Source organism: Bacillus sp. JZ39 (assembly GCF_053903145.1).
Window position 1 is genome coordinate 334028 of sequence record NZ_CP096389.1, and the last position, 25800, is coordinate 359827.

Annotated in this window: 20 protein-coding genes and 3 pseudogenes; 13 read left to right on the plus strand and 10 right to left on the minus strand. The window is 46.1% G+C overall.

Annotated features, from left to right (window positions below; translation table 11 throughout):
* Positions 1-19: 19 nt before the first annotated feature.
* The 4 genes from putB (at position 20) to putR (ending at position 5428) form a co-directional block, all read left to right on the plus strand.
* Positions 20-931, plus strand: a complete 912-nt coding sequence (putB, locus tag M1D65_RS01805) for a proline dehydrogenase PutB (RefSeq protein WP_003246421.1) — start codon at positions 20-22, stop codon at positions 929-931.
* 16 nt (positions 932-947) lie between these two features.
* Positions 948-2495, plus strand: coding sequence for an L-glutamate gamma-semialdehyde dehydrogenase (gene pruA, locus M1D65_RS01810; protein WP_003234655.1), 1548 nt, complete (start codon positions 948-950; stop codon positions 2493-2495).
* A gap of 123 nt (positions 2496-2618) precedes the next feature.
* Positions 2619-4040 (plus strand): sodium/proline symporter PutP, encoded by a 1422-nt coding sequence (putP, locus tag M1D65_RS01815; protein WP_010886399.1) that lies wholly within the window; start codon positions 2619-2621, stop codon positions 4038-4040.
* A 152-nt stretch (positions 4041-4192) separates the two neighbouring features.
* Complete coding sequence (gene putR, locus M1D65_RS01820; protein ID WP_003234651.1) at positions 4193-5428, plus strand: proline utilization transcriptional regulator PutR; 1236 nt, start codon at positions 4193-4195, stop codon at positions 5426-5428.
* Positions 5429-5464: 36 nt separating this feature from the next.
* Here putR and M1D65_RS01825 read toward each other — a convergent pair whose 3' ends face one another.
* The 3 genes from M1D65_RS01825 to M1D65_RS01835 all read right to left on the minus strand — a co-directional run bounded on the left by M1D65_RS01825 (position 5465) and on the right by M1D65_RS01835 (position 8165).
* Positions 5465-6322, minus strand: a complete 858-nt coding sequence (locus tag M1D65_RS01825; RefSeq protein ID WP_003234649.1) for a TIGR03943 family putative permease subunit — start codon at positions 6320-6322, stop codon at positions 5465-5467.
* A gap of 4 nt (positions 6323-6326) precedes the next feature.
* Complete coding sequence (locus tag M1D65_RS01830) at positions 6327-7211, minus strand: permease (protein WP_010886400.1); 885 nt, start codon at positions 7209-7211, stop codon at positions 6327-6329.
* A gap of 99 nt (positions 7212-7310) precedes the next feature.
* Positions 7311-8165 carry an alpha/beta fold hydrolase gene (locus M1D65_RS01835; RefSeq protein WP_456270745.1) on the minus strand — a complete coding sequence of 285 codons (855 nt, stop codon included), beginning with the start codon at positions 8163-8165 and terminating at the stop codon, positions 7311-7313.
* Between the two features lie 159 nt (positions 8166-8324).
* Here M1D65_RS01835 and ffoR point away from each other — a divergent pair, with 159 nt between their 5' ends.
* Positions 8325-9335, plus strand: a complete 1011-nt coding sequence (gene ffoR / locus M1D65_RS01840) for a ferredoxin--NADP(+) reductase (protein WP_456270746.1) — start codon at positions 8325-8327, stop codon at positions 9333-9335.
* Positions 9336-9366: 31 nt separating this feature from the next.
* On the opposite strand, the gene cobA is transcribed toward ffoR, so the two are convergent.
* The 5 genes from cobA to nasB form a co-directional block, all read right to left on the minus strand.
* Entirely contained in the window at positions 9367-10818 is a 1452-nt protein-coding gene (cobA, locus tag M1D65_RS01845; protein ID WP_456270747.1) for a uroporphyrinogen-III C-methyltransferase, read from the minus strand.
* Between the two features lie 60 nt (positions 10819-10878).
* Positions 10879-11199 carry a nitrite reductase small subunit NirD gene (nirD, locus tag M1D65_RS01850; RefSeq protein WP_003246252.1) on the minus strand — a complete coding sequence of 107 codons (321 nt, stop codon included), beginning with the start codon at positions 11197-11199 and terminating at the stop codon, positions 10879-10881.
* Positions 11200-11230: 31 nt separating this feature from the next.
* Positions 11231-13648 (minus strand): NADPH-nitrite reductase, encoded by a 2418-nt coding sequence (gene nasD / locus M1D65_RS01855; protein WP_103803503.1) that lies wholly within the window; start codon positions 13646-13648, stop codon positions 11231-11233.
* Between the two features lie 120 nt (positions 13649-13768).
* Positions 13769-15901: an assimilatory nitrate reductase catalytic subunit NasC gene (nasC, locus tag M1D65_RS01860; protein WP_032724898.1), complete on the minus strand. Its 2133-nt coding sequence runs from the start codon at positions 15899-15901 to the stop codon at positions 13769-13771.
* Positions 15902-15907: 6 nt separating this feature from the next.
* Positions 15908-18223, minus strand: coding sequence for an assimilatory nitrate reductase electron transfer subunit NasB (gene nasB, locus M1D65_RS01865; protein WP_456270748.1), 2316 nt, complete (start codon positions 18221-18223; stop codon positions 15908-15910).
* A gap of 179 nt (positions 18224-18402) precedes the next feature.
* Between nasB and M1D65_RS01870 the strand changes: the two genes are divergently transcribed.
* From M1D65_RS01870 to zinU, 5 genes and pseudogenes are all read left to right on the plus strand, one after another.
* Complete coding sequence (locus tag M1D65_RS01870) at positions 18403-19608, plus strand: MFS transporter (protein ID WP_038828500.1); 1206 nt, start codon at positions 18403-18405, stop codon at positions 19606-19608.
* 116 nt (positions 19609-19724) lie between these two features.
* Positions 19725-20639 (plus strand): GTP cyclohydrolase FolE2, encoded by a 915-nt coding sequence (gene folE2 / locus M1D65_RS01875; protein WP_072173915.1) that lies wholly within the window; start codon positions 19725-19727, stop codon positions 20637-20639.
* Entirely contained in the window at positions 20636-21220 is a 585-nt protein-coding gene (locus M1D65_RS01880; RefSeq protein WP_072173916.1) for a L,D-transpeptidase, read from the plus strand. Before folE2 ends, M1D65_RS01880 begins: the two co-directional genes overlap by 4 nt.
* Positions 21221-21476: 256 nt before the next feature.
* Positions 21477-21623, plus strand: a pseudogene (locus tag M1D65_RS01885) (hypothetical protein).
* Between the two features lie 27 nt (positions 21624-21650).
* On the plus strand, positions 21651-22844 hold the full coding sequence (zinU, locus tag M1D65_RS01890) for a zinc metallochaperone ZinU (protein WP_033883103.1): 1194 nt from the start codon (positions 21651-21653) through the stop codon (positions 22842-22844).
* A gap of 48 nt (positions 22845-22892) precedes the next feature.
* Here the strand turns inward: zinU and M1D65_RS01895 are convergent, their stop codons facing one another.
* Complete coding sequence (locus M1D65_RS01895) at positions 22893-23573, minus strand: amino acid ABC transporter permease (protein WP_003234624.1); 681 nt, start codon at positions 23571-23573, stop codon at positions 22893-22895.
* Between the two features lie 9 nt (positions 23574-23582).
* A complete protein-coding gene (locus M1D65_RS01900) occupies positions 23583-24446 on the minus strand; it encodes a transporter substrate-binding domain-containing protein (protein WP_072173917.1) in 864 nt (287 codons plus the stop codon).
* Between the two features lie 161 nt (positions 24447-24607).
* On the opposite strand from M1D65_RS01900, the pseudogene M1D65_RS01905 reads away from it, so the two are divergent.
* The 3 genes and pseudogenes from M1D65_RS01905 (at position 24608) to M1D65_RS01915 (ending at position 25683) form a co-directional block, all read left to right on the plus strand.
* A pseudogene (locus M1D65_RS01905) lies at positions 24608-24796 on the plus strand (hypothetical protein).
* A 48-nt stretch (positions 24797-24844) separates the two neighbouring features.
* Positions 24845-25270, plus strand: a pseudogene (locus tag M1D65_RS01910) (RDD family protein).
* Positions 25271-25350: 80 nt separating this feature from the next.
* On the plus strand, positions 25351-25683 hold the full coding sequence (locus M1D65_RS01915; RefSeq protein ID WP_032724908.1) for a YckD family protein: 333 nt from the start codon (positions 25351-25353) through the stop codon (positions 25681-25683).
* Positions 25684-25800: the final 117 nt, after the last annotated feature.

The window sequence follows — 25800 nt, forward strand, 5'->3', positions numbered from 1 at the left end:
CGGGGTGTTGAGGTTGGAAGTGATCACAAGAGATTTTTTCTTATTTTTATCCAAAAGCGGCTTTCTCAATAAAATGGCGAGGAACTGGGGAAGCCGGGTAGCAGCGGGTAAAATTATCGGCGGGAATGACTTTAACAGTTCAATCCCGACCATTCGACAGCTTAACAGCCAAGGCCTGTCAGTTACTGTCGATCATTTAGGCGAGTTTGTGAACAGCGCCGAGGTCGCACGGGAGCGTACGGAAGAGTGCATTCAAACCATTGCGACCATCGCGGATCAGGAGCTGAACTCACACGTTTCTTTAAAAATGACGTCTTTAGGTTTGGATATAGATATGGATTTGGTGTATGAAAATATGACAAAAATCCTTCAGACGGCCGAGAAACATAAAATCATGGTCACCATTGACATGGAGGACGAAGTCAGATGCCAGAAAACGCTTGATATTTTCAAAGATTTCAGAAAGAAATACGAGCATGTGAGCACAGTGCTGCAAGCCTATCTGTACCGGACGGAAAAAGACATTGACGATTTGGATTCTTTAAACCCGTTCCTTCGCCTTGTAAAAGGAGCTTATAAAGAATCAGAAAAAGTAGCTTTCCCGGAGAAAAGCGATGTCGATGAAAATTACAAAAAAATCATCCGAAAGCAGCTCTTAAACGGTCACTATACAGCGATTGCCACACATGACGACAAAATGATCGACTTTACAAAGCAGCTTGCCAAGGAACATGGCATTGCCAATGACAAGTTTGAATTTCAGATGCTGTACGGCATGCGGTCGCAAACCCAGCTCAGCCTCGTAAAAGAAGGTTATAACATGAGAGTCTACCTGCCATACGGCGAGGATTGGTACGGCTATTTTATGAGACGCCTTGCAGAACGTCCGTCAAACATTGCATTTGCTTTCAAAGGAATGACAAAGAAGTAAAAAAGGAGAGATTATCATGACAACACCTTACAAACACGAGCCATTCACAAATTTCCAAGATCAAAACAACGTGGAAGCGTTTAAAAAAGCGCTTGCGACAGTAAGCGAATATTTAGGAAAAGACTATCCGCTTGTCATTAACGGCGAGAGAGTGGAAACGGAAGCGAAAATCGTTTCAATCAACCCGGCTGATAAAGAAGAAGTCGTCGGCCGAGTGTCAAAAGCGTCTCAAGAGCACGCTGAGCAAGCGATTCAAGCGGCTGCAAAAGCATTTGAAGAGTGGAGATATACGTCTCCTGAAGAGAGAGCGGCTGTCCTGTTCCGCGCTGCTGCCAAAGTCCGCAGAAGAAAACATGAATTCTCAGCTTTGCTTGTGAAAGAAGCAGGAAAGCCTTGGAACGAGGCGGATGCCGATACGGCTGAAGCGATTGACTTCATGGAGTATTATGCACGCCAAATGATCGAACTGGCAAAAGGCAAACCGGTCAACAGCCGTGAAGGCGAGAAAAACCAATATGTATACACGCCGACTGGAGTGACAGTCGTTATCCCGCCTTGGAACTTCTTGTTTGCGATCATGGCAGGCACAACAGTGGCGCCGATCGTTACTGGAAACACAGTGGTTCTGAAACCTGCGAGTGCTACACCTGTTATTGCAGCAAAATTTGTTGAGGTGCTTGAAGAGTCCGGATTGCCAAAAGGCGTAGTCAACTTTGTTCCGGGAAGCGGAGCGGAAGTAGGCGACTATCTTGTTGACCATCCGAAAACAAGCCTTATCACATTTACGGGATCAAGAGAAGTTGGTACGAGAATTTTCGAACGCGCGGCGAAGGTTCAGCCGGGCCAGCAGCATTTAAAGCGTGTCATCGCTGAAATGGGCGGGAAAGATACGGTTGTTGTTGATGAGGATGCGGACATTGAATTAGCGGCTCAATCAATCTTTACTTCAGCATTCGGCTTTGCGGGACAAAAATGCTCTGCAGGTTCACGTGCAGTAGTTCATGAAAAAGTGTATGATCAAGTATTAGAGCGTGTCATTGAAATTACGGAATCAAAAGTAACAGCTAAACCTGACAGTGCAGATGTTTATATGGGACCTGTCATTGACCAAGGTTCTTATGATAAAATTATGAGCTATATTGAGATCGGAAAACAGGAAGGGCGTTTAGTAAGCGGCGGTACTGGTGATGATTCGAAAGGATACTTCATCAAACCGACGATCTTCGCTGACCTTGATCCGAAAGCAAGACTCATGCAGGAAGAAATTTTCGGACCTGTCGTTGCATTTTGTAAAGTGTCAGACTTTGATGAAGCTTTAGAAGTGGCAAACAATACTGAATATGGTTTGACAGGCGCGGTGATCACAAACAACCGCAAGCACATCGAGCGTGCGAAACAGGAATTCCATGTCGGAAACCTATACTTCAACCGCAACTGTACAGGTGCTATCGTCGGCTACCATCCGTTTGGCGGCTTCAAAATGTCGGGAACGGATTCAAAAGCAGGCGGGCCGGATTACTTGGCTCTGCATATGCAAGCAAAAACAATCAGTGAAATGTTCTAAGCGGGACTAAATGGGCATCCTCCCTGCGGGGGTGTCCATTTCATCCATATACTATAAAAAAGAGGAGGAAGTGCCATAGAAAACACACAGCTGATTATTTCGATTTGTATTTATATGGCGGGAATGCTGCTAATCGGCTACTTTGCTTACAAGCGTACGTCGAATCTGACGGATTACATGCTGGGAGGACGCTCTTTGGGTCCGGCAGTAACTGCTCTCAGTGCCGGCGCTGCCGATATGAGCGGCTGGCTGCTAATGGGGCTTCCGGGCGCCATGTTTTCTACTGGTCTGAGCGGCGCTTGGATCGTCATCGGACTTTGCCTTGGAGCGTGGGCGAACTGGCTTTACGTCGCACCGCGGCTGAGAACCTATACTGAAAAAGCGGGGAATTCCATTACAATTCCCGGATTCCTGGAAAATCGCTTCGGAGATCAAACAAAGCTTCTCAGACTGTTTTCAGGAATTGTCATTTTAGTCTTTTTCACGTTTTATGTATCGTCCGGAATGGTGTCCGGCGGCGTCTTATTCAACAGCATCTTGGGGATGGATTATCACACCGGCCTGTGGATTGTGACGGGTGTTGTTGTGGCATACACCCTGTTTGGCGGCTTTTTGGCAGTCAGCTGGACAGATTTTGTTCAGGGGATTATTATGTTTGCCGCACTCATTCTTGTGCCGATCGTTACGTTTTTCCACACGGGAGGAGCAGGTGATACAGTTGCTGAAATCCGCTCTGTAGATCCTGATATGTTTAATATTTTCAAAGGAACGAGCGTCCTTGGCATTATTTCTTTGTTTGCCTGGGGGCTGGGATACTTTGGCCAGCCGCATATTATTGTGCGTTTTATGGCGATCACGTCTGTCAAAGAGATCAAAAGAGCGCGCAGAATCGGGATGGGCTGGATGATTTTGTCTGCAGTAGGCGCAGTGCTGACCGGTTTGGGCGGAATCGCTTATTACCATCAGCGGGGCATGACACTGAAGGACCCTGAGACGATTTTTATTCAGTTAGGGAATATCTTGTTCCATCCGATTATCACGGGTTTTCTGATTTCAGCGATTTTGGCCGCGATTATGAGTACAATTTCTTCCCAGCTGCTTGTGACATCAAGCTCTCTGGTAGAAGATTTGTATAAGTCGATGTTCAGACGCTCAGCTTCAGATAAAGAACTGGTGTTTTTAGGCCGTCTGGCTGTTCTGGCTGTTTCAATTGTCGCGTTGGTTCTGGCTTGGGAGAAAAATAACACCATCCTTGGATTGGTCAGCTACGCGTGGGCGGGCTTCGGTGCATCATTCGGGCCGGTTGTACTGCTCAGTCTGTTTTGGAAACGAATGACCAAATGGGGGGCACTCGCCGGCATGATTGTGGGAGCAGCGACTGTAATCATTTGGGCGAATGCCGGTCTTTCGGACTTTCTGTATGAAATGATACCTGGTTTTGCTGCGAGTCTATTATCTGTCTTTTTTGTCAGCATATTGACGCAGGCTCCGTCACAAGCTGTCACAGACCAGTTCAACGACTACCAAGATACAATGTCACAATAAAGATCGAAAGGAGGAGGAAGGGGCTGTCCCTTTTTCCTCTTTTCTCCTTTTAAGCGGCCATTTTTTTCTTTTGGAAACAAACGTATTTTTTTCTATACAAAAAGACCCCGTATGGATATGATTAAAGTAAAAAAAGTATAGGAGAAAAAGGTATGGAAGAGCTTTTAGAGAGAGTTTTTTCATTTTCAGATGTTGATAAGCTGATTGATTTTATTAGCTATGAGCTGCAAAAGCCAGTGATACTGGAAAGCGCGGATTTCTTTTTGTTAGCCTATAATTCTTACTATATTAACCATTTTGATTCTGCCAACCAGCAGACTATTTTTTCGAAAAAGTGTCCGGTCCAGATTTTTGAGAGGTTTCTGAAGGACGGAATTATTGAAAAATTGAAAACAGAGCCTGAGCCTTTTCGCGTCAATAAAATTGAAAGCATTGGGTTAAACCAGAGGGTGGTCGTGAGTGCAAAGCACAAAGGGGAAGTCATGGGCTACATCTGGATTCAGGAGCTGGACCAAAATCTGACGGATGAAGAGCTCGACTTTTTGTACGAGACCTCCTTCCATGTCGGGAAAATCATTTATAAAACGAATAAATTGAAACAGGAAAAGGAAGAAAAAGCAGAGGATCTCATCAAACGGGCGATCTATCAGCAATTTACCTCTGAGAAGGAACTCAGACGGGAAGCTGAAAGGATCAACACCGTGCTGCCTTCCATGTTTTCAGTTGTGATCCTGCACGCCGCAAATGGGGATGGGGAAGCGGTTGAGGATTTAAAGGAAAATATCAGGTCGTACCTGAATTTACGGGATAAGGTCAGTCATGTCTTAACGATCGAATCAAACATTGTCATCGTCGTAGCGAGTTTTTCCCAAAAAAGCTCCGTCTCCTCAGCAGCTTCTGAATTTATTAACAAGCTGTTAACACATTTTCACTTTCAAAAAATACCTACCCCTATTTATATCGGTATCGGAAACGAATATAATCACCTATTAAAACTTGGCAAGAGCTACACAGAAGCACTTGAAGTCATCAAAGCCGCAGAAATCACCGGCAATCAGGAAAACATTCCATATGAATATGCCAAACTCGGCATTTACCGTTATTTAGAAAGCATCGAACAGAAAAATGAATTTTTAGAATACGAGAATAAAGATTTAGCTTTATTAAAAGCGAAAGACGAAGAAAGCAGCACTGAGCTGCTCAAAACCTTGGAAATCTATCTCCTCAACAACTGCAAAACAAAACCAGCGGCAGAACAGCTGTTTATTCACCAAAATACATTGAATTACCGCATCAAACAGATTACTGAGATGACGTCGATCGATTTAAGCGATTTCAGAACGCGGTGCCAGCTCTATCTCGATTTGATGCTGATGAAAAAGAAATAAAAAAGAAACCAGTACTTGTACTGGTTTCGTCTTCACTTAAAATCCTCTGTAAACATACGGATCATCAGGTTTTTTAATGGTATTCCAGTCAGTTACTTTGACGACAGGGAGAGTTGACTTGAATGGCTGGTAATACTCTGAGGCCAGAGTGCCCTTAATGTGAATCCATTCATCATCCTTAATGTCCATGTCCTTCGGAAATTCCACAAGCATCCCGTACACGCCGGAATCAGCGATACAGTGAATGATGCCAAACCTTAATACGAACAACTGATTTTTGTTAATTGCGTTTCCTTTGTAAGCAAATCCATGGAATTCTATCGTCCGTCCGAGAAATTCACCCGGATAGTTATAGATGGTTTCCATTCCTTTTAGGAAATCGTCATCGGTCAGAGAAATCTCTTTTTTGCTGGAATACTTATTAAACAGCTGTTTCATTTGTTTGTCATAGCTGTCTTGCGCGTAATAAAGGCTGGCATCAGGCCGCAAATACTGTGTTTGGGAGTAGTGATCTCCGCTCTCCATCGCCTTAAACGAGAATCCTTTTGTTTTGACTATGGATGAGTCAAGCGTTGCAATCGGGAAGAAGATGCCTGACACCAAAGGAAAAAGAAAAACAACATAAATCAAATAACGCTGATAAAATGGCTTGTTTTGTTCATGGTCATGCTCGTGATCATGGCCGCACCCGCAATCATGGTCATGGTGATGCCCGCTTTTTTCAGGCGACTTGATAAATAGATATGCTTGGACGGCGGTCAGAATGGCCAGCAGGAAGATCGCAATAAAGGATAGATAGGCATATTTCATATTGATATATTTTGTTAGATTTCCTGAGGCATGCAGATGATAAAAGAAAAACGTAAATCCCATCAGCACCAATAAACGAAACATCCAATCACCCCTTTACCAGTAGTGATCCCGCTAAAACAATCACGACAATGTATGTAATCAGCAGGAAAACAAATCGTTTTTTGAAGGCCGCAAGCATCATCAATAGATTCTTAATATCCACCATTGCGCCAAAGACGAGAAAGGCGATTAACGATCCTAATGAAAATGTGCTGCTGAAGGAAGACGCGATGAACGCATCAACTTCTGAACAAAGCGACAGGACAAACGCCAGACCCATCATCACGAGGGAAGAGGATACATCATTCTGCCCGATCGCAAGCAGAGTGGATGTTTTGACATACGTCTGCATAGCGGCTGCGATAAAGGCGCCGATGATTAAATATTTCCCCACGGAGAAAAATTCATCAATGGCATGCCGCAAGGTCCCGCCCAGTTTTTGGAGCAAGGTGCCGTGATGATGATGGTGGTGCCCGGGTTCATCAGGCTTTAAAAGCTGGTTATCCTTAAATTGATAGGATAAAATGACCCCGATGATCAGCGAAACGGCGAGAGCCAGTCCGCCTCTGTAAAAGACCACGCTCCATCTATTCCCGAACGCAATATAAGTAGAAAATAAAACGATAGGATTAATGATAGGCGCGGTCAGCATGAAAGCAACGCCCGCATGCAGAGGAACTCCCTTTAACAGAAGCCGCCTCGTAATCGGGATGATGCCGCATTCGCAGGCGGGAAATAAAACGCCGGCCAGCGCACCGAATAAAACGGCGAGAAAACGGTTTTTCGGCATGATTCTTGCAATCATTTCTTCAGAAACAAACATTTGAATGATTCCGGAAAGTATGACGCCAATCAGAATAAACGGAATGGCTTCTATTAAAATGCTGATAAAAATAGAATTCAGCTGAAGAAAAGATGATTGTGCTGTCACAATAAAACCTCCGCTCATGTTAAGCTGCCTTTCTTATGATACCAGAAAAAAAGGCACTGCTTGTTTGACGGAGGAAGGGAAAGGATCGTTTCACTTTGGTTAGGATTCCAAAAAACCGAGTAGGATACTGTCTGTTTCTGCAGCTTCTTTTCCGAGCCAAATCAGGTGTCCCCACGAGTGAAGCAAACAGAGAACAGCGCCACGAATGTGCTCTTTTGCATGATGTGCATGTGACAAGTCAACCAATCCATCATAAACACTTTGCATAATCAGCACGGGACATATGATGGCTTGCAGGTCTTTTAAAGAGACAGCGGCGGTTTGTGACAAGTCAATCAGAAATCCTTCACCCGAGCGCTGCCGGCTGTTCATTTTCCGAAATGCTTCTATGTCTTTTTCATTCATCAAGGACTTGATTCGCTGAAACGGAAGCGTGCTGAATTGGGGGCTCATAGCTCGAAACATCAAACGCGGGAAAGCGTTATTCAAGGAAGAAATCAGCTTCCATATCCACTTTTCCACCGGCGGGCGGAAGAGAATTCTCCCCAATTTATATTCAGTGTCTTTTGGGGTGAGCCACTCTTTGGTGACCGCGGATTGCAGGGTCAATGTATTTACTCTTTCCGGATAATGTGAGGCAAAGCATATGCCGCTCGGCCCTCCTGCTGAGATGGCGATCACATGGACACTCTCGATTTGTAAATGATTTAATAATTTCACATAGAAACGGCATGCATTGGCAAGACTTTTTCCAATTTCTTTTGACGTCCGTCCATAGCCAGGCCTTGAAGGCGTAATGATGGAATACCCTTGCTCAATCAACGCTGTGTATCCGAATTCCTCGTAACAATTTGAATGCCCGCCATGCATGATAAGGATGGGGGCACCCTTTCCAGCCACTGAATATTCTAGTGTATGTCCTTCGAAGGTGATCGTTTCGACTCGTCTTTTCATCTGTTACTCCCATTTGTTTTTTGCCTATTATAGGGTTTTCAACAATTGATCACAAGGTGAAGAAATGAATAAACAAAGGCCCTTGAATATGATATACTTTGTATTGATATTCATTCTCAATTAAAATTTTGATATAGATGTGAACGGGAGGCAGGACGGATGGCTGAGAATCAAGAGGTATATGACGTTACGATTATAGGCGGGGGGCCGATTGGGCTGTTTACTGCTTTTTACTGCGGGATGCGGGAGCTGAAAACAAAGGTAATCGAATTTTTGCCGAAGCTCGGAGGGAAGGTGTCTTTATTCTTTCCTGAGAAAATCATTCGCGATATCGGCGGCATACCGGGGATTGCGGGAAAGCAGCTGATCGAGCAGCTGAAGGTGCAGGCGGCAACGTTTGATCCTGATATCGTATTGAATCAGCGTGTGACCGGGTTTGAACGCCTAGATGAAGGCACCATTGTTCTGACGGGTTCTGAAGGGGAAAAGCACTATACAAGAACTGTGATTTTGGCTTGCGGCATGGGTACACTTGAGGTCAATGAGTTTGACAGCGAGGATGCGGCCCGATATGCGGGCAAAAATCTTCATTATGGAGTGGAAAAGCTCGATGCGTTTAAAGATAAGCGCGTGGTGATATCAGGCGGCGGAGATACTGCGGTCGATTGGGCTAATGAGCTTGAACCGATTGCGGCGTCTGTGACTGTCGTTCATCGGCGTGAGGAATTCGGCGGAATGGAAAGCAGCGTGACGAAAATGAAGCAATCATCGGTGCGGGTGCTTACTCCTTATCGGCTGGAGCAGTTGAACGGAGATAAAGAGCGCATCAAAAGCGTGACCGTTTGTCATACTGAGTCTAGCCAGAGGGAAGACATAGAAATTGATGAGCTGATCATCAATCATGGGTTCAAAATTGATCTCGGGCCGATGAAGGAGTGGGGACTGGAGATTGAAGAAGGCAGGGTGAAAGCTGACAGACATATGCGAACGAATCTTCCGGGCGTGTTTGTGGCGGGCGACGCGGCTTTTTATGAAAGCAAGCTGAGATTGATTGCCGGCGGCTTTACCGAAGGCCCGACAGCAGTCAACAGCGCTAAGGCTTATTTGGATCCTAAGGCTGAGAATATGGCGATGTATTCAACCCATCACAAAAAATTGGTACATAAATAAAACAGCCCTTGGGGGAAAGGGCTGCCAGCCATCAGCTGTGAAGGAGCTTTTTTTGCGTCTGTTGATTCTGAATGAAAGCTAGCAATTCATCCTGTTCTTGTACGGCTGTGAATCCATAAGCCTCGGCAGCTGAGTCATCGCCTATACAGACGATAGGAGGCCGGCTTGCTGACAATTCCGGCGAAATGCCAATTTGTTCGCCACCATTGATCAATTGCTGAACGGACAGCTTGTTCGGGCAAATGACCATGTGCAGCGGGGATTCACTGATGGTACGCTGAATCATGTGGGTGAACCGGTCATCTATGACGTTTTCATGAGTGATATAAAACGAACAGGATTCATGTTTTTGCATGTTTTCCACTGCATGGCGGCTCCCGACAACAAGACATTTCTCTGAATCAGGCTGAATGGCGGTGACAAGAAACCCCCGTTTTTCAAGCTCCGTCTTTGCTTGTTCAGATGCTGCACTCAGTTTCGCTGTCAGCTGGCGGATGTCGATTTTCTGAGAAGCCAGTGCTCTGAAAAATTCACAAACCGCCCGGCGCGATGTGAAAAAAACGTCTTCAAAGGTGCCAATCTTTCGAAGAATGTCTTCATTGACAGGCATGTTTTCGGTCCGCCATTTCGGCCACTCGATGACATCGGCGCCGAAATCGCGCAGCTTGTCTGCAAGCGGGTCTTCATCTTCGCCATGAGTCACAACCATCAAATGCCGTCCGATGAGCGGTTTGCTTTCAAACCAGCTGTGTGTTTGAAAGTTGACGATGTCTCCGATGACGATAATCGCAGGGTTTGTAATCTGGTGTTCCTGCACTTTTTGCTGGATGTTCTCAAGCGTTCCTTTCACACTCCGCTGGCGGCCCCACGTTCCCCATTGGATGACAATGACAGGGACAGAAGGTGATTTCCCGTATGAAATAAGCTGCTGGCAAATATAAGACAAGTTCTTGACACCCATGTAAAAAACAAGGGTTTGTACGCTTCGTGCAAGCCCTTCCCAGTCAAGGTTCGGCGTGCCTTTTAATGATTTATCATGCGCTGTAATCATGGCAAAAGACGATGCGAAATCCCGATGCGTGACGGGGATGCCCGCATATAGCGGCGCTGCAATTCCAGAGGTGATTCCCGGCACCATTTCATAGCGAATGCCGTGCTCATGAAGAGCATCTGCTTCCTCGCCGACTCTGCCGAATACGCTCGGATCTCCGCCCTTCAAGCGAACGACGGTTAACCCATTTAATGCTTTTTCAACCAGCAGGGCGTTAATTTCTTTTTGTTTCATAAAATGGCGGTTTGGCAGTTTTCCGCAATAAATAAACTGGCAGTCCGGTGATGCAAATTCGAGCAGCTTCGGGTTGGCGAGCCGGTCATATAAGATCACATCTGCTTCCTCGAGCGCCTGTTTTCCTTTGATGGTGAGCAGGCCTGGGTCGCCGGGTCCGGCTCCCACGAAATATACGATTCCGTTCTTCATGATCATGTCATCCTTCCGTCACTGTAAAAAATGAAGGACCACTAGAAAAGTGATCCGGTCTTTTGATCAATATACGAGATAAACATGTTCTCCTTCGATCAGCGTTTCATATGTTTTGACGCATCCGTGGTCAGGTTCTTGGACGATTCCGTCTTCTAAGGAAATTTTCCAGTCGTGCATCGGGCAGAAAACATATTGACCGCTGACGATGCCTTCTGCCAGGACGCCGCCTTTATGCGGACAGCGGTTTTCGATGGCGCGGATGCTTCCGTCTGAAAGCTTGAAAACCGCGAGCTCCTTATCTTCAATATACACTGTTTTGCCTAATTGTTCAGGCAATTCTTCAATTTTTCCGATACATACTTTTGTTACGTCTTTGTTTACCATGCCCATTCCTCCTCAATGATTGTTTTTGTCATTATGATGTGGTCACGACATTTTCAAATAATTCTTTCGAGGTTTGTTTATCCTCTAAAAAGTCTTTCCACGGATCCTTGTGGACAGAGAGTGTTTCATTCATTCGGTCGTTCAGCTCCTGCCGCTTTTCCGGATCGTTTAACACGGATTGGACATGGGATAAACCGACGCGCTCAAGCCATGCGGACGTACGCTCCAGATAGTTTGCGGTTTCCCTGTAATATTGCAGGTAAGCGCCTGCGTATTCTAAGACTTCTTCATTTGTTTTCACCTTCATCAGCAAATCGCCGGCACGCAAGTGGGTTCCGCCGTTTCCGCCGACATAAAGCTCCCAGCCTCCGTCGATGCCGACAACGCCAAGGTCCTTAATGCCGGATTCCGCACAGTTTCGCGGGCATGCAGACACGGCCATTTTGACTTTGTGCGGTGTGTTTAGCCCTTCGAATTTTTTCTCAAGCGCAATGCCCAGTGCCATGGAGTCTTGTGTGCCGAAGCGGCAGAATTGCTCGCCTACACAAGTTTTCACTGTGCGGAGTGTTTTTCCGTACGCGTAGCCCGACGGCATATCAAGATCTTCCCATACCTTCGGAAGGTCTTCTTTTTTCACGCCGATAAGATCAATTCGCTGGCCGCCTGTCATTTTCACGAGCGGGATCTCATATTTGTCAACGACATCGGCGATCTTGCGCAAATCTGTGGAGTTGGTCACGCCGCCGTACATCCGAGGAACGACTGAGTATGTTCCGTCTTTTTGAATATTGGCGTGCATTCGTTCATTAACAAAGCGGGATGTCCGGTCATCCTCGTATTTGGTTGGATTGATCATGCCTAAGTAGTAGTTCAGAGCGGGCCGGCATTTGGAACAGCCTTCTGGCGTTTTCCAGCCGAGCACATTCATGACTTCTCTTGTATGTGACAGCCCTTTGGCTTTGATTTCTTCTACGACTTCATCTCTCGACAATGTGGTGCAGCCGCAAATGGATTCTTTTTGCGCTGACGCATCAAAGTCTGATCCGAGCGTATGCTGGAGGATTTCTTCTACGAGTGGCTTACAGCCTCCGCATGAGCGGGATGCGCCGGTGCATGCTTTGATCTCGTCCGTTGACGAGCAGCCCTTTTCCTGTATGGCTTGAATAATCGCACCTTTTGACACGCCGTTACAGCCGCAGATGATTTCATCGTCGCTCATCGCTGCGGTTATGCTTGTGCCTGCTTGTTGGTCGAGAGGCTGTAAGATTGATATTTTTGAGGTTTCAGAGATATCGGCTTCTTTTTGAATCATAGAAAACAGGCGGTTGCCTTCGCTGCTGTCGCCGAATAAAACAGCACCGACTATTTGATTGCCTCTCAGGACGATTTTTTTATAGATGCCGTCCTGCTCATCGAAGACTTTAATCGCTTTTTTCTCTTCTGATTCGTTAAAGTCACCGGCAGAGAAAACCTCGACGCCTGATACCTTTAACTGTGTGGAGAGAACGGAGCCCTCATACGGTTTTGTTTCGATGCCGCAAATATGCTTCGCCAGCACTTTTGCCTGTTCATAGAGCGGTGCCACAAGTCCGTAGGCGATTCCTCGGTGCTCGGCACATTCGCCGACCGCGTAAATGTGCGGGATTTTAGTCTGCATATAATCGTTGACGATGATGCCGCGGTTAACCGGAATGCCGCTCTCGGCGCCGAGTGTTGTATTCGGACGGATGCCGACAGCCATGACGACTAAATCAGCTTCAATGCTTGTGCCATCTTTGAAGCGAAGGCCTTCGACACGGTCATCACCGACAATTTCTTCTGTTTGCTTTTCAAGTAAAAAGGTCATACCTTGTTTTTCTAACTCGTTTTGCAGCAGGCGTCCTGCCGTTGCATCAAGCTGGCGCTCCATCAGGAATGGGGCAAGGTGGATGACGGACACGTCCATGCCAAGATTCAGCAGTCCGCGAGCGGCTTCCAAACCAAGAAGTCCTCCGCCGATGACGGCAGCTTTTTTATATTGTTTTGACGCGGCGAGCATTGTGTCTGTATCTTTTATGTCCCGGAAAGCTGTGACGCCTTTTTTGTCTGCGCCCGGAATCGGAAGGATAAAAGGGACCGAGCCTGTCGCCAAGATCAATTCATCGTAAGGCTGGATTCTGTCTGCATCTGTGATGACTGTTTTGTTTTCCGTGTCCACTTTGATGACTGTTTCATTTGTATACAATTGAATGTTGTTTTCTTCGTACCAGTCCCAATCGTTTAACGTAATATCTTTAATATCTGTATCGCCTTGAAGCACTTTTGACAAAAGGATTCGGTTGTAATTGGGATGCGGTTCGGCACCGAAAATTGTGATCTGAAACTCGTCTTTAGCAACACTCAGTATCTCTTCAATGGCCCTTACCCCGGCCATTCCATTACCAACAAGAACTAGCTGTTTTTTTCCCATCAGATGATCCGCTCCTTATCAATGTTTTTTCCAGCGTAGCACAGCAAAAAGGAATATTTAAGATACATGTTATAAAATGTAACAAAATATACGAAAAGTTCTAAAAATTTTATGAAAAATTTAAATAGGTCTGATTCGGACGGCGCATACCTTAAAACCGGGCATTTTACAGGCTGGATCTAAGGCTTCCCCGATTAAATCATTCACATTTTGAGCGTCTGCCCAATGGATGGGAACAAAAACAGTATCTTTTCTGATTTGTTCTGATAATTTGCTGCGGACGGTGATGCTTCCCCGCGGCGATTCTATTTTTACCAGTACACGGTCCTCGATATTGTAGGTCGCTGCTGTTTGCGGATGGATTTCCATAAACGATTCAAAATGTCTCGCGGCAAGGGCGGCGCTTTTTCTTGTTTGGACGCCTGTTAAGTAGTGAGACATGACTCTGCCTGTCGTTAAATAAAGCGGATAATCGGCTGTCGGCTTCTCTTTTGGAACAGGTGGTTCGTTTGGAATCACACTTAATGCCGCTTTTTGATCCGGATGAGCAAATGATTCTGTAAACAAGCGCCCAGTTCCGGGATGATCAGATTCCGGACACGGCCAATGAATGCCGCCTTCACGTCTGAGCCTGTCGTATGAGATGCCTGAATAATCGGCAATCCCGCCTCGGCTCGCTTCTCTCAATTCATTAAAAATATCCTCCGCTGACGTATAAGAAAAGTAGCGGCCCTTGCCGAGAGCGGATGCGAGATCACAAATGATCTGCCAATCATGCTTTGCTTCGCCGGGGCATGGCCGGCTTGCTTCTCTTAATGTCACGCGTCCTTCTACATTTGTCATGGTGCCTTCATCTTCTAAGTAAGAGGAGGCAGGTAAAATCACATCTGCGTATTTCGCAGTCTCAGAAATAAACAAATCGATTGCAACAAAGAATGTCAGTTTCCTTAAAGCCTTTTTCACGAGATTCGCATTTGGGCTGGAGACAGCAGGATTGGAGCACATGAGGAACAATCCTTTGATGTCGCCGTCATTGATTTTTTCCATCATTTCATAGGCTGAGACACCTTTTCGCGGCAGATCATCCTGATGGATTCCCCACACTTTCGCAACATGTGCCCGGTGTTGTTCGTTTTCAATAGATCGATAGCCCGGAAGCTGATCGGCTTTTTGGCCATGCTCTCTTGCACCTTGCCCGTTGCCTTGTCCGGTGATCGCCCCGTAACCTGAGTAAGGCTTGCCGATTTTTCCTGTGATCAGCACCATGTTTAAGAAGCCTTTCACAGCCGCTGTGCCATCGGTTTGCTGTTCAATCCCGCGGGCTGTAAACAGCATGCCGGACGTTTCCTTGGCAAACTTTACAGCAGCTTTTCTTATATCCACCAGGGGGACACTCGTCTGTTCGGCGATGTCATTCAGGTCCAACGAGTCAGTATGCTGCTTCAGCTCTTCGAATCCATTTGTTCGTGATTGAATAAAATCTTCGTTTGCGAGCTGTTCGTCGATGATGATTTTGACGAGACCGTTGGCAAGAGCGGCGTCTGTGCCGGGTTTGATTTTCAAATGAAGATCGGCGATTTTCGTTGTCGCTGTTTCACGGGGATCAATGGCAATGATGTAAGCTCCGTTTTCTTTCGCTTTTTCAAAATACGGCATAATCGTAGGCTGACACTCCGCGATATTGGTGCCGGCCAGAATGATCACACGGGTGTGGGGAATGTCTGATAAGGGATTCGTTAAGCCTCTGTCCGCGCCGAAAGTTTGGTTGGCTGCGGTGGCTGCTGCGGACATACAAAGTCTCCCGTTGTAGTCGATGTATTTTGTCTGTAAGCCTACCCGTGCGAATTTCCCTAACAAATACGCCTCTTCATTTGTAATCGAGGCGCTTCCGTATACCGCCATGGCGTCATGGCCGTGTTCTGCTTGGATCATTGTCACTTGGTCTTTAATGTAATTCAGTGCTTCTTCCCAGGAAACAGGCATAAACTCGCCGTTTTTCTTCAGCAGCGGCCGGGTGATGCGGGAGGAGTTCAGGGCATGCTGGTGGGCGTTCATGCCCTTCATGCATAGCCGACCCTGTGTTGTAGGATTATCAATCCCGATCGCAGTGTACTTTTTGCGCGTGACGATGGTTTGTTCCACGAGCTGCATTTTGCACTGCATGCTGCAAAACGGGCATTGAGTGTCATATGTTTTTTCTGATTGGACGTCTTGCTGTTTATCACGGAAATATCTAAGCAGTCGTTCAGTCAAAATGCCTCATCCTTTCTTATATGCACCCGTCTCTACAGTCGGGTTTTGAATCAGTGACAGATCTGTTTGGAGGCTTTCCAGCAGCTGTGCCCTTAGGTCTTCTTCGAATAGCACTTCTCTGATATGAACGATCCCGAGACGGTCTATCCACTGATGAACAGCTTCTAAGTAATGAGCCGTTTCCCGATAATACTGGATCAGTCCTTTGATCATGCCGGCAGTGCTGTCTTCGTTCTCAGTCACGCAAAACAGAGCTCCTGAACGGGCATGAGTTCCCCGGACGCCTCCGATGTAAATGTCCCAGCCAGCTTGTGTCCGAATTGCGCCGACATCTTGCAGGGCGGCATCGGTGCAGTCTGTTTCACATGATAAGCTGATAGAAATGGGAGCGGGTAAGGGAAGCGTCTCAAGTTGTCTTTCGATTTGGGCTGCCAGCTGCTGAATCGATCGATTTTGCCCGCATGTACATGCTTTGATGCTTTGCAGCGCGTGTCGGTGTTCATTAGTGTAAACGGGCATCTTCAGGTCTTTTTTTATGTTCGGGAGATCCGCAGGCTTGATCCCGGAAAGCTTCAGCCTTTGGCCGTGAGTGATGGATACGTCGGGAATGCTGTATGCCTCAATGATGTTGGCGATGGTTCTTAGCTGCTCCGCGTTTGTCCGCCCGCCGTACATTTGCGGAATCAGGATGCATGTCTCTTCAGTGGCTGGCTCAGGCTGGACAAACCCGGGGTACAGCATTTCCAGATAGTATTGAATCGCAGGAACACAAGTACTGCATCCTTTTTTTGTTCTCCAGTCAAGCTGGTCCATCACTTCTGCCGGATTAGTGAATGGCCTGCGCTGAAGCTCAGCGATGATGTCGTCTTCTGTAAAATCAGTACAGCTGCAAAACGAAGGTGTGCCGGCGGGCTTCGTATATTCGCTGTTGGTCATGTATCTCAAAAGGTCTTCAACGAGCGGTTTGCATCCTCCGCAGGACCCAGTGGCTTTGGTGCAGTGCTTGACTTCCTCAACAGTTGTTAAGCTATTCGTGTGCACCGCGTCTTCAATCGCGCCTTTCGTCACTGTGTTGCATTGGCAAATCGTTTCACTGGAAGGCATGGATTCTAATAAAGGGCCGCTTGTCTCCGGTTCGATGATCTGCTTTTTGACAATGGAGATGTCTCGTTGTTTAAGCAGGCTGTCGAGAAGCCGCTGCTTGTCACGGGTGTCTCCGAATAAAATAACACCGGCCAGTTTGTCATCTACAAAAAGCGCTTTTTTATAAACGCCTGCTTGTTCGTCGTAGATTTTGATGCTCGTCGTGCGTTCATCCTCTTGGATCTTTCCTGCTGACCACACATCGATTCCAGCTATTTTTAAAGCCGCAGATGATGCTGAGCCTTGATATTCCTCACATGGAACGCCGCAAATATGACTGGCGAGAGCTTTTCCCTGCTCATAAAGCGGTGCCACCAATCCGTACACCGTTCCGTTATGTTCGGCGCATTCACCAACGGCGTAGATATTCGGTTCGCTTGTCTGCATGAAGTCATTCACGATGATCCCGCGGTTCACTTTGATTCCAGCGGATACAGCTAATTCAATATTCGGTCTGACGCCGGCCGCCATCACAATCAAGTCTGCTTTTAATGAAGAGCCATCTTTAAAATGGATTCGGTCTGCCTTGGTGGCGCCGGAAATGGAGACGGTGTCTTTCTCCAGAAGAAAGGTTAGGCCTTTTTGTTCCAGCTCTGTTTGCAGCAGCCGCGCCGCTGTTTGATCGAGCTGTTTTTGCATAATGCCGGCGGAGTGGTGAATGACGCTGACATCCATACCGAGATGCTGTAAACCGACTGCAGCTTCCAGTCCTAATAAGCCGGCTCCGATTACCGCAGCCTTTTGAAAGTGCTGAGCCATCTTCATCAGCGCTTGGCAGTCTTCTATTGTCCGAAATCCATAGACACCTTTTTTGTCTGCCCCGGGGATAGGGAGAATATGAGGGGAGGAACCTGTTGCCACTATTAATTTGTCATACGACAGAGTGCGTTTCCGATCTGTGATGACCTGCTGCTGATCTGTATCAATCTGAATAACCGTTTCGCCTGTGTAAAGCGTGATCCCGTGCTTGTCGTACCAATCCTTGCTGTTCAGTGTAATATCATCGAGTGACGCTTCACCCTGCAATACAGAGGATAAGAGAATGCGATTGTAATTGGGATGCGGCTCGGTTCCGAAAATGACAATCTCAAACATGTGATGATTCAGCTTTAATACTTCTTCAATACAGCGGATTCCGGCCATGCCGTTTCCCGCTAACACCAATCTTTGTTTCTTCATGTATCAGACCTCCTTTGGCGAAGCTCGTAAGTTTTCTCCTATTAAAAATTATGTCACAATGCACTGTTAACGCATTAAACGTGTCACAAAAACTTACACATGTCTTTTCCAGAAAATAATGGTCCTATATCCTTGATTCAGAAAATGTAAAATAATGAGGGTCTAGAAAGGGGAATCTTATGAAGCTGTCGGAACTGAAAACTAGCGGTCATCCACTCACTTTGCTCTGTTCCTTTTTATACTTTGATGTCAGTTTTATGATATGGGTTATGCTAGGGGCGCTGGGTGTTTATATTTCTCAGGATTTTGGCCTGTCTCCTTTTGAGAAAGGGCTTGTCGTAGCTGTGCCGATTTTATCTGGATCAGTGTTTCGTATCATTCTTGGTATTTTAACGGACAGAATCGGACCGAAAAAAACGGCAGTGATCGGGATGCTGGTGACGATGATTCCGCTGCTTTGGGGGACATTCGGCGGCCGTTCCCTGACTGAGCTGTATGCCATCGGGATTCTGCTTGGCGTGGCGGGGGCAAGCTTTGCTGTAGCGCTGCCTATGGCCAGCCGCTGGTATCCGCCTCATTTGCAGGGACTTGCGATGGGGATTGCCGGAGCGGGGAACAGCGGCACGTTGTTTGCAACCCTGTTTGGCCCTCGTCTGGCAGAGCAGTTCGGCTGGCACATTGTCATGGGAATTGCGCTAATTCCATTATTGATCGTCTTTATTCTTTTTGTATCCATGGCAAAGGATTCTCCTGCACAGCCGGCTCCGCAGCCGCTCAAAAGCTATCTGCATGTGTTCGGGCAAAAGGAAACATGGTTTTTCTGCCTGCTGTACAGCGTCACATTTGGCGGATTTGTCGGGCTCTCAAGCTTTTTATCTATTTTCTTTGTTGATCAATACCAGCTGTCAAAAATTCACGCGGGCGACTTCGTTACATTATGTGTAGCGGCGGGGAGCTTTTTCCGGCCTGTCGGGGGCTTGATTTCGGATCGTGTCGGCGGCACGAAAGTTCTTTCTGTACTGTTTGTCATCGTGGCACTGTGTATGGCCGGAGTCAGCAGCCTGCCATCTCTCTCAATGGTTATTGTTCTATTGTTTGTCGGAATGATGGGGCTCGGAATGGGAAACGGCGCAGTATTCCAGCTCGTGCCGCAGCGTTTTCGCAAAGAAATTGGCATGGTGACGGGAATCGTCGGTGCGGCCGGAGGAATCGGAGGGTTTTTCCTGCCGAACATCTTAGGATCTCTCAAACAGATGACAGGCACATATGCTATCGGTTTTATCACGTTTTCCTGTATCGTGCTGCTGGCGTTTGCACTTGTGCTTGCCGCAGGCTATTACTGGCGGAAAAGCTGGAGCGCGGAAAGCAGTCCGGCGGATGTATAGGATTTTGACGGACACGCATTTGTGCGTGTCTTTTTTATTTTCTCTTGATTTTCAACAGCGAACCGATCAAAATAAATAGTAATTATTACGATTTGTTAATGAGAGGAGTTTTCTGAATGAATCAACATACGCTGCTCCCGAAAAAAACGGAGCGTCTTCAATACTTTGGATCGGTCAGTCCGATCAAAGGCGAGAAACCAGTGGAAAAAGAGAAAATGAAGGACCTGCAAAATATCAGGAAGGATTATTTTTTTGACATTCAGCATGTAGGTGTCGCTAATGTGTCCCATCCAGTCACAATCACTTCTGCCATGATGCCTGCCGAGCAAACAACGGCTGCGAACTTTACAATGACTTGTAATTTGCCGAGAAATCAGAAGGGGACTAATATGAGCCGGTTAACAGAGCTGCTGCAAGTCTATCATCAAAACGGCTGGGTTCTCTCATTTTCCTCTCTTCAGCAATTTACGAAAGAGCTTGCAGAAAACATGGACATATCATCTGCCACAGTTGAAGTGAGGTTTCCGTGGTTTTTCGAACGGAAAAGCCCGAAGCTTGAGAAAGCGGGTTTGATGCATGCTGATATATTCATGTCTGTCACCTATCGCAAAGATCAGCCGTTTAAACAGCGTGCCGGCATCTCAGCAAAAGTAACGACTCTGTGCCCTTGCTCCAAGGAAATCAGCGAATACAGTGCCCATAATCAGAGGGGAACGGTCAGCATTTGGGCGGATATTCATCCGGCCGCATCGCTGCCAAGTGATGTTAAAGCTGATTTGCTTCACGCCGCAGAATCAAATGCTTCTGCGAGACTGTATCCGGTATTGAAGCGGCCTGATGAAAAAGCCGTGACAGAAACGGCCTATGAAAATCCGAGGTTTGTTGAGGATCTCGCCCGGCTGATTGCTGCAGATTTGTTTGAGCTTGAATGGGTGTCTGCCTTTGAGATTGAATGCCGCAATGAAGAATCGATCCATCTCCACGATGCCTATGCGAAGCTGTGTTTTTCGAAGGAAGTGGATAAAATATGAAACTCTCATTATTCATTATTGCAGTTCTTATGCCAGCCAGCCTGCTGTCAGCCTGCTCCGACCATGCAGAAGAACACGCAAGTATCAATACAAAGAAAACGGTCAAAAACATAACGGACGTTCGAAAAACAGCAAAAACAAGCATTGATTGGACAAAGCCTTCGGGCGGAGAATACCCGGATATTAAACAGAAGCATGTCTGGATTGATGTGAATGTGAAGGAGCAGAAGGCTTACATCAAGGAAGGAAGCAACACCATCTATACAATGATGATCTCTTCTGGTCTTGATCAAACAAAAGATGATGCTACGCCAAAGGGCACCTTTTATGTAGAGCCTGAACGGGGAGAATGGTTTTTCTCCGAAGGATACCAGGAAGGCGCAAAATACTGGGTATCATGGAAAAATCACGGTGAATTTTTATTTCATAGTGTGCCAATGACTAAGGATCAAAAAGTCATCAAAACGGAAGCAGAAAAACTAGGAACGAAAGCATCTCACGGATGTATCAGGCTGACCATTCCAGATGCGAAATGGGTATATGAAAATATCCCTGAACATACAAAAGTGGTGATCAGCTGAATTGAAAACCGTTGACAAAAAGGAAAAAAGACCATACAATTTAAATCGTAACAATTACGTTTTGAGATAAAGGGCTTATCATTGGCTGTATCTGTGAAAAGCGGAAAGGCTAAGGATCTTGCTGTCATTGATCCCCATGAAGCGTCTCTTGAAAACTGGAAACGAAACCCAAGCTACTTTCTGATGAGATATTTGCGCTTTCCATCGGTTCAGCAACGCAAGTGGAGCAATTGCCCTATGAAGCTGCTGTTTTCCGATTGTCGGCAAGGATTTGCGATGGGGAAAAAGGATTAAACGCGGTTGGAGCCTTTACTGATTTAGAAATCGGGTGGAGCGAGAAAAGAGCGCGAAAAGCTGCTCTACACCATTGTACATACGGCGAAGTATTCAATTTAAATCGTAATCATTCTATTTTAATGGAGGCACTATTATGAAAAAAATTCCGGTTACCGTACTGAGCGGTTATCTAGGTGCGGGAAAAACAACATTGCTGAACAGCATTCTGCAAAATCGCGAAGGCTTGAAAATAGCGGTTATCGTAAACGATATGAGCGAGGTGAACATTGACGCGGGCTTGGTTAAGCAGGAAGGGGGCCTTTCCAGAACAGATGAAAAGCTTGTGGAAATGTCAAACGGCTGCATTTGCTGCACGCTTCGCGAAGACTTATTAATTGAAGTTGAGAAGCTGGCAAAAGACGGACGGTTTGATTATATCGTCATCGAATCGACAGGAATCAGCGAACCGATCCCGGTGGCCCAGACTTTCTCTTATATCGATGAAGAGATGGGAATCGATCTTACAAAATTTTGTCAGCTGGATACGATGGTGACGGTGGTTGATGCCAACCGTTTTTGGCATGATTATCAGTCAGGCGAAAGCCTTCTGGACCGCAAAGAAGCATTGGGGGAAGAGGATGAAAGAGAAATCGCCGACCTCTTGATCGATCAAATTGAGTTTTGCGATGTACTGATCTTAAATAAATGTGATTTGGTCAGCGAGCAAGAGCTCGAACAGCTTGAAAACGTTCTTCGTAAACTGCAGCCAAGAGCCAGGTTCATTCGTTCCGTCAAAGGAAATGTAAAACCGCAGGAGATTTTGCATACAGGGTTATTTAACTTCGAGGAAGCGAGCGGATCGGCCGGCTGGATTCAAGAGCTGACGGCAGGCCATGCGGAACACACCCCGGAAACAGAAGAATACGGTATCTCTTCATTTGTATATAAGAGACGTTTGCCGTTTCATTCTACACGATTTTACCGTTGGTTGGATCAAATGCCAAAGAACGTGGTACGTGCCAAAGGAATCGTCTGGTGCGCATCTCATAACAACCTTGCTTTGCTGATGTCGCAAGCAGGTCCGTCGGTTACGATTGAGCCTGTATCTTATTGGGTGGCGGCGCTGCCGAAGCTTGAGCAGGAGCAAGTCAAGCAGCAGGAGCCGGAAATCCTGGAGGAGTGGGACCCGGAGTTCGGCGACCGCCTAACACAGCTAGTTTTTATCGGAACTGACCTGGATGAAGAAACGATTACGAAAGAGCTTGATCAATGCCTGCTGACTGAATATGAATTTGATTCCGACTGGTCGCTGTTTGAGGACCCGTTTAAATGGAAGCTGAATCAATAGAAAAAAAGCCGTCCCCTGGGGAGCGGCTTTTTTTAATGAAACGTTTGTTTAAACATAATGAGCGTATTTTTTCTCAAGGATATTCTGAAAGACCGCGGCAATGGAGCAGATGGCCCAATAAATGAGAGCGGTCAGAATATACATGGTCATATAATCAAACTCTCTGCCCCCGATAATTTTCGCATGCTGGAGCAATTCCGGTACTGTAATCATCGCAGCGAGAGAAGATGCCTTGATTAAGTCGAGCAATACATTGGCAAGCGGAGGCAGCGCAATACGTATCGATTGCGGCAAAATGATGCCCCTCATCGTCTGCCAATAGGAAAGACCCAGCGAGGATGCGGCTTCCCACTGTCCTTTTTCGACGGATGAAATGGCTGACCGGTTAATTTCCGCAATGTAGGCGGCGCTGTTTAGGCTAAAGCCGATTAAAGCAGCCGTGACAGCGGAAAATTCAATGCCGATATAAGGAAACCCGAAATAAAGGATAAACAAAATCACCAAAATCGGAACGCCCCGCATAAATGAGATATAGAGCTTCGCCGGCCATCTTAACAAAGCAAGCTTTGACATTCTGGCGAGTGATATGAACAGGCCGATCACAGTTCCCGCAAACATGCTTACAAAAGAGATGAGCAGTGTATACCCAATGCCTTTTATGACATAAGGGAACGATTCAATAGCCAGCTTCGTGTTGAAAATATATTCCCATTGAATGCTATTGATCATGGCGTCCGATTACAAATCAACGTCCTGAACGTCGGCATCAATTTTTTTTGATACATCTGCTTTATTGAAGAATTGTTTCGACAGTTTAGTCAAAGAGCCATCCTTGCTCATCTCTTTCAATGTTTCGTTCATCTTTTTCTGAAGTGCCGCATTGCTTTTTTTCATGACAAGGGCCTGTTTGTTCGGCATGTACTTGATGTCAGGATGAATTGTAATGTTGAGATCCGGGAATGCCGCGAGCGCAAGTGTCTGCAGGTAATAGTCGTTTAAAATGACGTCAGTGCGTCCGTTGGCAACATCTTTTAAATATTGCTCATTCGTCGCATTATCATAAATCACTTCTTTGGCGCCGTATTTTCTCGCGACCTCCATGTAGACGGTTGTAGCCGCGCCAGCCGCTTTCTTCCCTTTTAAATCCTTAAGCGTTTTAATCCCTGATAAATCGTCTTTTCGGACAATTGCCGTGCCGTATGAATATTTATATGGAGTAGAAAATGCGAACTTCTTCTCGCGGTCCTTCGTCACATCGATGTCATTCGCGGCTGCGTCAACCTGTCCGCTGTTCACCGCTGTCAGCATCCCGTCAATGCCCATCTCCTTGAACTCAACCTTCAATCCCAGGCGTTTTGCCGCTTCACGAACGACTTCAACCTCGTAGCCTGTCAGCTTATCGGAGCCAGAGTCGGTATCATGATAAGAAGTGGGATAAAGCGTGCCTGATGTAGCGACTACGATTTTCCCTTTATCCTTAATCTGCTCCCAGCCTGTATCCTTGGAATCGGCTTCATTTTTGCCCGAACAGGCTGCCAATATAAGAAAGAAAGCCATTGTGAAACTGAATATAACGGCTTTGGAATGCATGAATGATTTCACCTATAGTTCCCCCAATCTGTTAATCAACTAAAAAGATAGCATTGAACATAAGGGGTTGCAATATGTTGATCGCGTTTTCAAAAAGTTCGAATTGTGTATACAAAAGACATGGGTGGGTGTTTAAAAGCGTCTATGAAGGGAAGAGGTGATGAAAAAAGGAATTGTCCAAGGATGAATGCCAGACGTACCAAGGAAACACATGTGAAAGTGAAGGATGCAGCAGACCCGTCACTCATCTATGCCAATACCGGAAGAAATGGTCAAGAGGCATGAAACCGATTAAATTTAAGTCTTGCTGATGCCCCTAAGGCATATGATATATTCGATGAGAAAAAAATGGAAACATTTAAACCATAATGGGGAGTCAAATGAATATTTACAAACCAGCCTGATTTTGGATCAGACTTGGAGCTGCATTGTTAGACTACATTATAGTCTCCGTGCCGCTTTTGCTGATCTATTGGCTGATTACAGGAAAAGACCCAAACGACAGCATGTTCATAAGTTTAGTTGTTCTGCTGTACTCTATTTTGCTGCCGGTGTTTTGGCGCGGCTACCTTATCGGAAAAAGAATCTGCGGAATCTGAATCGTAAAAAAAGACGGATCACAAGTCAGCTTGTTAACAATGTTTTTACGGGTTATTGTAGCCGGCCTGGTTTACGTTATAACCTTCGGACTCGGCTTGATCGCCAGCCTGATTCTGATTGCCGTACGAGAAGACAAACGGACCCTGCATGATTTAATCGCGGGAACGTATGTCACTTATGCGACGCCAGGTGAAGAAGAACTTAATGCTGACGAAGAGATTAGAAAGAGCGAATAATGGTTCGCTCTTTTTATTTTTATGCATAAAAAATACAAGGCAGCAAAACATATGAAAAATAGATTGGAGGAATAAACTGGATGAAACGAATAACCATCAACATCATCACAATGTTCATTGCAGCGGCTGTCATTTCTCTGACCGGTACAGCTGAGGCCGTTGAAAAACAGCAGCAGCCTCCCGCAAATGTTACACTGACAGATCAGCAAAAGAAAGAGATTGAACAACTGGAAGCAGAGATTCTTAAAAAGCGCAAAGACGTGATCTCAAAGTATGTACAATATGGTGTCCTGCCTAAAGAAAGAGGAGAACACATCAAAAATCACTTGGACAAACACTTTGAAATGATGAAACAAAACGGCTTTGTTCCAAAGCACCATCCTCATCCGCATAAATTTGAAAAAAGACATTAAGATTTTAAGCATCCAATGGGAATTGGGTGCTTTTGCGTTATTTACAGGTAGGCAATATTAGTTGAGCTGTTCCGCGACTAACATCGAGTTGATATGAAACGCGTTTCATAGCCTATG

Coding starts and splice junctions, on each gene's coding strand:
- pruA (WP_003234655.1), top strand. CDS start 948: ATGACAACACCTTACAAACACGAGCCATTCACAAATTTCCAAGATCAA.
- putP (WP_010886399.1), top strand. CDS start 2,619: ATGCTGCTAATCGGCTACTTTGCTTACAAGCGTACGTCGAATCTGACG.
- putR (WP_003234651.1), top strand. CDS start 4,193: ATGGAAGAGCTTTTAGAGAGAGTTTTTTCATTTTCAGATGTTGATAAG.
- M1D65_RS01825 (WP_003234649.1), bottom strand. CDS start 6,322: ATGTTTCGTTTATTGGTGCTGATGGGATTTACGTTTTTCTTTTATCAT.
- M1D65_RS01835 (WP_456270745.1), bottom strand. CDS start 8,165: ATGAAAAGACGAGTCGAAACGATCACCTTCGAAGGACATACACTAGAA.
- ffoR (WP_456270746.1), top strand. CDS start 8,325: ATGGCTGAGAATCAAGAGGTATATGACGTTACGATTATAGGCGGGGGG.
- cobA (WP_456270747.1), bottom strand. CDS start 10,818: ATGATCATGAAGAACGGAATCGTATATTTCGTGGGAGCCGGACCCGGC.
- nirD (WP_003246252.1), bottom strand. CDS start 11,199: ATGGTAAACAAAGACGTAACAAAAGTATGTATCGGAAAAATTGAAGAA.
- nasD (WP_103803503.1), bottom strand. CDS start 13,648: ATGGGAAAAAAACAGCTAGTTCTTGTTGGTAATGGAATGGCCGGGGTA.
- nasB (WP_456270748.1), bottom strand. CDS start 18,223: ATGAAGAAACAAAGATTGGTGTTAGCGGGAAACGGCATGGCCGGAATC.
- M1D65_RS01870 (WP_038828500.1), top strand. CDS start 18,403: ATGAAGCTGTCGGAACTGAAAACTAGCGGTCATCCACTCACTTTGCTC.
- folE2 (WP_072173915.1), top strand. CDS start 19,725: ATGAATCAACATACGCTGCTCCCGAAAAAAACGGAGCGTCTTCAATAC.
- M1D65_RS01880 (WP_072173916.1), top strand. CDS start 20,636: ATGAAACTCTCATTATTCATTATTGCAGTTCTTATGCCAGCCAGCCTG.
- zinU (WP_033883103.1), top strand. CDS start 21,651: ATGAAAAAAATTCCGGTTACCGTACTGAGCGGTTATCTAGGTGCGGGA.
- M1D65_RS01895 (WP_003234624.1), bottom strand. CDS start 23,573: ATGATCAATAGCATTCAATGGGAATATATTTTCAACACGAAGCTGGCT.
- M1D65_RS01915 (WP_032724908.1), top strand. CDS start 25,351: ATGAAACGAATAACCATCAACATCATCACAATGTTCATTGCAGCGGCT.